6 protein-coding genes are annotated in these 4,126 nt (G+C 73.4%); 2 read left to right on the top strand and 4 right to left on the bottom strand.

Going from position 1 to position 4,126, the window contains the following annotated elements; genetic code table 11:
• Positions 1–346 (bottom strand): DUF8825 domain-containing protein (locus GV126_RS00205; protein WP_159661882.1); only part of this gene is annotated, 346 nt, incomplete at its 3' end.
• 126 nt (positions 347–472) lie between these two features.
• Between GV126_RS00205 and GV126_RS00200 the strand changes: the two genes are divergently transcribed.
• Positions 473–712: a DUF2277 domain-containing protein gene (locus GV126_RS00200; protein WP_159661881.1), complete on the top strand. Its 240-nt coding sequence runs from the start codon at positions 473–475 to the stop codon at positions 710–712.
• 235 nt (positions 713–947) lie between these two features.
• Here GV126_RS00200 and GV126_RS00195 read toward each other — a convergent pair whose 3' ends face one another.
• From GV126_RS00195 to GV126_RS00185, 3 genes are all read right to left on the bottom strand, one after another.
• Positions 948–1,580 (bottom strand): DedA family protein, encoded by a 633-nt coding sequence (locus GV126_RS00195; RefSeq protein WP_159661880.1) that lies wholly within the window; start codon positions 1,578–1,580, stop codon positions 948–950.
• A 185-nt stretch (positions 1,581–1,765) separates the two neighbouring features.
• Entirely contained in the window at positions 1,766–2,236 is a 471-nt protein-coding gene (locus tag GV126_RS00190; RefSeq protein WP_159673123.1) for a DoxX family protein, read from the bottom strand.
• A 262-nt stretch (positions 2,237–2,498) separates the two neighbouring features.
• Positions 2,499–3,143 carry an HNH endonuclease family protein gene (locus GV126_RS00185; RefSeq protein WP_419796054.1) on the bottom strand — a complete coding sequence of 215 codons (645 nt, stop codon included), beginning with the start codon at positions 3,141–3,143 and terminating at the stop codon, positions 2,499–2,501.
• Between the two features lie 391 nt (positions 3,144–3,534).
• On the opposite strand from GV126_RS00185, the gene GV126_RS00180 reads away from it, so the two are divergent.
• Positions 3,535–4,113, top strand: coding sequence for a TMEM165/GDT1 family protein (locus tag GV126_RS00180; protein WP_159661878.1), 579 nt, complete (start codon positions 3,535–3,537; stop codon positions 4,111–4,113).
• The last annotated feature ends 13 nt before the right edge of the window (positions 4,114–4,126 follow it).

The raw sequence follows: 4,126 nt of genomic DNA, 5'->3' as shown, positions 1-4,126 counted from the left end.
CGTCCGTCTCCTCGTCCTTCGGGGTCTCGTGGGCGTGCTTGAGGGCGCTGCGGGCCGCGACGCCGTCCGGGCCGGTGAACTGGGACCAGTACCGGTGCGTGGTGACGAACACCGCCAGCTCGTGCTCCCGCCGCCGGAGCTTTTCGACCTCGGCCTGTTCGTCGGCCGTCCAGCCCGGGGAGGCGGGGCGCTCCACCTTGCGCCAGCCGCCGTCGTCGCTGAACCCGTCCAGCGGCTCGACCGACCACGGCAGCCGTTTGAGCAGGGCCGACAGCTCGGCCCGGACCTGATGCAGCTCCTCCTGACCGGCGAGGAGGTCACTCGGGAAGTCATAGGGCGTAGCCACGGAGCAATGCTACGCCTGTTCGATTTGAGGGTGCGACGTACCGGGGGAGGGTTCATCTGTTCGAGGGATACGCGAAGGACCCGAGGGGAACTGTCGCCCCGGCCGGCGGGCGAGGACACTGGAGCCATGTGCCGGAGCATCAAGACGCTGCGCCCGCCCGCGCTGCCCGAGGAGGCGACGCAGGAGGAGATCCGCGCCGCCGCGCTGCAGTTCGTACGGAAGGTCTCGGGCTTCCGTACGCCCGCGGCCCACAACCGCGAGGTCTTCGACCGCGCCGTGGAGACGATCGCGGCGGCGACGCAGGAACTGCTGGCCGGCCTGGAGGTGCGGGGCCAGGGGGCAGGAGCACGGCGCGCCACGGAGTGAGCGACGGGCGGCCTGAAGCGGGGGAGTGAGCGACGGGCGCCGGAAGCCGGGGAGCACCGGAAGCCGGGGAGCACCGGACGGCTGCGGCGGGGCGGCCGTGCGTGGCCGGACAGTGCGGGCGCCCGGACGTCACGGGTGCCGGGACATCATGGGAGCCCGAAAGAACCGCGAGGGCCGCAGCCGCTGGGCGGGTGGCCGGAAGCCGCCTGCGGCCTCCGGTCCTCCGGGGCCGGGCTCAGTCCTCGGGAACGGGGACGGTCCTGCGCATCAGGTAGGCCGCTGCCGCGCCCGCCCCGAACAGTGCCGCCACCGACACGCCCGTGGCCAGCCAGGCGGCGCCCAGCCAGCGGGTGCCGAAGTAGCCGAGGACCACGCTGTACGTGGCCCAGGACAGGCCGGCGAGCGCCGACCAGGGCAGGAACTCGCGGACGCGGCGGTGGGTCGCCCCGGCGCTGAAGGAGACGACCGAGCGGCCCGCCGGGGCGAACCGCGCGACGACGACCAGGGCACCGCCGCCCCGGGACAGGGCGGCGCCGAGCCGTTCCTGCGCCGTGCTGAGCCGCCGGGAGCGGGCGATCGCCCGGTCAAGGCGCGCGCCGCCGCGCCAGGCCAGCCGGTAGGCGACGAGGTCGCCGAGCACCGATGCCGTCGCCGCGCACAGCGTCAGCGCCAGGATGTCGGGCACGCCGCGCGGGACGTGCCCGGTCGCGGCGCCCGAGCCGGCGGCGGCCGCCGTGGCCGCGGTGACGATGAGCACGCCGCTGGGCAGGACGGGCAGGAACACGTCGAGGAGCACGGACAAGGCCACGACGGCGTAGATCCACGGAGTGCCGCTGAGCGACCCCACTTTCGCCACACTCTCCAGCACCGACGACTCCCTGAACTCCCCCGTTGACCGGGACCGTGCCGCGATGTCGCGGGGGAGCGGCAGGGGCGGCCTGTGAACAGCCATACAGCGTACGCCCGGGGTGTGACAGAAGGTGCAGTGGGGGCTCATGTGTTCGCCACCGTCCCGACACGGGACGAGTGGGGAGGTGCCGGGCGCCGCGCGCGTCAGGCCGTCGCCGCCGCCCGCTCGGGCGCGGTCTGCTCGGTCGCCGGCCGGCCTCGCCCGCCGGAGCGCCGGGCCAGCAGGCCGTCCACCGCGAACGCGCCGGCGCCGGTGAACACCAGCAGCAGGAAGGCCCAGCAGAACAGCACCGGCAGCTCGCCGCCGTTCTGTATGGGCCACAGTGCCGCCCGCTGGTGGACGTCGAAGTAGGCGTACGCCATGGAGCCGGAGGCGACGAGCGCGGCGGCGCGCGTGCCCAGGCCGAGCAGCACGAATGCGCCGCCGACGAGCTGGATCACCGCCGCGTACCAGCCCGGCCAGGTCCCGGCCGGGATCGTGCCGCCGTGCGTGCCGGCCGCGCCGCCGAGCACGCCGAACAGCGAGGCGGCGCCGTGGCAGGCGAACACGAGGCCGACGACGGCGCGGAACAGGCCGAGGACGTACGGCTGTGCGGAGGTGAGGCGTCCGGTCAGGCCGGTCATGTGGGGGGCTCCTTCGGTGGGGCCGGCCCTGGGGAGGGCCGGCCGGGGACGGGTCCGAACGGGTGGCCCAGGTTAGGTGAACCTCAGAAGTGCTTGCAAGTTCAACATTCAGCCATTTGGTCCGGACCAACGCCTCTGCCCCTCCGGTCGCGTGCCCGGGCGGCGCGGGGCCCGCACCGCGCCGCCCGGCCGGTGGCTCGGGACGGGCGCCGGTGCGGGCCCCGGTGGTGCGTGCCGCGGCGAGAACGGGAGGTCAGCAGGCGGCGAGGTAGTTCTGCAGGGCGCTCTTCTCCGCCGGGTCGACCGCGAGGTCGTAGTAGTACTTCACCTGCACCCAGGCCCGGACGTAGGTGCACACGTACGCCGAACGGGACGGCACCCAGGTGGCCGGGTCCTGGTCGCCCTTGGCCTGGTTGACGTTGTCGGTGACGGCGATGAGCTGCGGCCGGGTCAGGTCGTTGGCGAAGGCCTGGCGCTGGGCGGTGGTCCACTTGCTCGCCCCGGAGTCCCAGGCCTCGGCCAGCGGCACGAGGTGGTCGATGTCCAGGTCGGAGGCGGCGGTCCAGGTGGCGCCGTCGTAGGGGGAGTACCAGCTGCCGCTGGTGGCCGCGCAGGAGGAGTCGGTGACGACGTTCGTGCCGTCGCGCTTGAGGACGGTCTCGCGGGTGTTGCAGGTGCCGCTGATGGTGATCCAGTGCGGGAAGAGGTCGCGGTCGTAGCCGGTGCGGTTCTCGGCGGCGACCGTGAGCTGGGAGAGGTAGCCGCGGGCGGTGGCGGCGCTGACCGGCGTGGGCAGGGCGGCGGAGGCGGCCGGGGACTCCAGGAGCGCCACGGAGGCGAGCAGGGCGGTGAGCGCCGCGAGTATGCCGAGGCGTCGACGCGCGTAGAATCCGGACAGGGATCTGGGCATGCGAACTCCCTTGTGGGGAATGGGTGTTGGGGTGCGAGCGGGGACATGCTCGCGGCACCGGGTGGCCGGCGGGGGTGCGTTCGGTAAGACGTTAGTGACGTGCACATGACACGACAAGGTTCCTGTGCGACTTTCCGGTCCCGTACGATGGACGGCGCAGAAGGGGAGTAGCTCTTCGCCGGACCGTCGACACACTGCTCAGCTCGCCTGAGCCGGCGCCCGGAGGCAGGCCTTGCACCAGGTCGGCCAGCGAGACCTTCGGCAAGCAGTGCACGCCCGTGCCCATGGCACGGGCGACCCGTGCGCTGCCCTGCCGAGGCTCTGGTCGCGAAGGCCGCGCAGCACTCTCGGCGGGGCAGCCCCGACCGATTGAGGAACAGTGATCAGTCTCAGCGTCCTGGCGCTCGTCTTCGGCGTCGTCTTCCTCGCCGAGCTGCCGGACAAGACGGCGCTCGCGGGGCTCGTCCTCGGCACGCGCTACCGCGCCTCGTACGTCTTCGCGGGCGTCGCCGCCGCCTTCCTGCTGCACGTCGCCCTCGCGGTGGCGGCGGGCAGCGCGCTGACCCTGCTGCCGCAGCGGATCGTGCACGCGCTGACCGGCGTGCTCTTCCTCGGCGGCGCGGCGGTGCTGCTGATGAAGAAGGACGACGACGAGGAGGAGGTCCGCCGGCCCGAGGACCAGTCCTTCTGGAAGGTCGCCGGGACCGGCTTCATGCTCATCCTCGTCGCCGAGTTCGGCGACCTCACCCAGATCATGACCGCCAACCTCGCCGCCCGCTACGACGACCCCGTCTCGGTCGGCGTGGGGGCCGTCCTGGCCCTGTGGGCGGTGGCCGGCCTCGGCATCGTCGGCGGAAAGGCGCTGATGAAGCGGGTGCCGCTCGGCCTGATCACCAAGATCGCGGCCGCGCTGATGCTCGCGCTCGGCGTGTGGAGCCTGTGGGAGGCGGTGGCCTGAGGCGGGGCGGGCG

Origin of the sequence: Streptomyces mexicanus (genome assembly GCF_902506575.1) — a bacterium.
Taxonomy (GTDB): Bacteria; Actinomycetota; Actinomycetes; order Streptomycetales; family Streptomycetaceae; genus Streptomyces; species Streptomyces mexicanus.
Note: the sequence above shows the minus strand (reverse complement) of the source record. Positions and strands in the feature narration are given on the sequence as shown.